The organism is Streptomyces sp. NPDC003697 (genome assembly GCF_053587115.1).
This window is the reverse complement of record NZ_JBSFNN010000173.1, coordinates 1-1,546: the sequence shown is the minus strand read 5'-3', so window position 1 is coordinate 1,546 and position 1,546 is coordinate 1. Positions and strand designations below refer to the sequence as shown.

General features: G+C 71.9%; 1 protein-coding gene. It reads right to left on the bottom strand.

Annotated features, from left to right (window positions below; translation table 11 throughout):
• On the bottom strand, positions 1–1,546 hold a 1,546-nt coding region (locus ACWDNY_RS31390; RefSeq protein WP_451649203.1), incomplete at both ends, for an alpha-1,4-glucan--maltose-1-phosphate maltosyltransferase.

Below are 1,546 nucleotides of genomic sequence, written 5' to 3'. Positions count from 1 at the left end.
GCGCCGGATGTCGTTGAGGCGGGTGATCAGGGGGGCGATGGTGCGGCCCTCGCGGGCGGCGGCGTCCCAGTCGCGGGGTTTGAGCTGGTACTTCTCGGAGTCGAGGTACTCCTCGCTGCCCTCTTTGAGGGGGGTGTTCTCGCACAGTTCGTAGCCGCTGTAGATGCCCCAGGCGGGGGAGAGGGTGGCGGCCAGGACGGCGCGGACCTCGAAGGCGGGCCGGCCGCCGTGCTGGAGGTAGGCGTGCAGGATGTCGGGGGTGTTGGCGAAGAAGTTCGGCCGCATGTAGGAGGCGGCCTCCCCCGACAGTTCGGTCAGGTACTCGGTCAGTTCCTGCTTGGTGTTGCGCCAGGTGAAGTAGGTGTAGGACTGCTGGAAACCGATCTGGGCCAGGGTGTGCATCATCGCCGGGCGGGTGAACGCCTCCGCCAGGAAGATCACGTCCGGGTCGCGCCGGTTGATCTCGCCGATCACGCGTTCCCAGAAGACGACGGGTTTGGTGTGCGGGTTGTCGACGCGGAAGATCCGCACGCCGTGGTCCATCCAGTGCCGCAGGACGCGCACGGTCTCGGCGACCAGGCCGTCCATGTCGGCGTCGAAGGCGATGGGGTAGATGTCCTGGTACTTCTTGGGCGGGTTCTCGGCGTAGGCGATGGTGCCGTCGGGGCGGTGGTGGAACCACTCGGGGTGCTTGTGGACCCAGGGGTGGTCGGGGGAGCACTGCAGGGCGAAGTCGAGGGCGATCTCCAGGCCGAGTTCGCCGGCGCGGGCGACGAAGCGGTCGAAGTCGGCCAGGGTGCCCAGGGCGGGGTCGACGGCGTCGTGGCCGCCGGCGGGGGAGCCGATGGCCCAGGGCACGCCGACGTCGTCGGGGCCGGGGTCGAGGGTGTTGTTGCGGCCCTTGCGGAAGGTGGTGCCGATGGGGTGGATGGGGGGCAGGTAGACGACGTCGAAGCCCATCGCGGCGATCTCGGGCAGGCGGCGGGCGGCGGTGCGGAAGGTGCCGTGGGGTTGTTCGGCGGTTCCCTCGGAGCGGGGGAAGAACTCGTACCAGGAGCCGTACAGGGCGCGCTCGCGTTCGACCTGCAGGGGCAGCGGGTCGGAGGCGGTGACCAGCTCGCGCAGCGGATGGCGGGCCAGCACCGCGTCCACCTCCGGCGTCAACGCCGCCGCCAGCCGTGCGGAGGCCGGACGGTCCTCGTCCCGCAGGGCGTCCACGGCGGCCGGCAGGACGTCCCGCTGCCCGTCCTCCTCGGGCACGCCGGCGGCCGCCCGCTCGTACAGCCGGGCGCCCTCCTCCAGGACCAGCTCGGTGTCCAGGCCGGCCGGGATCTTGATGCGGGCGTGGTGGCGCCAGGTGGCGACCGGGTCTCCCCAGGCCTCGACCGTGTAGGTCCACAGCCCCGTCGAATCCGGTGTGACGTCGGCGCCCCAGCGGTCGGTGCCGGGGGCCAGTTCCCGCATCGGGGTCCACGGGCCGGGGCGGCCCCGCGGGTCCCGCAGCACCACGTTCGCCGCCACGGCGTCGTGCCCCTCGCGGAACACG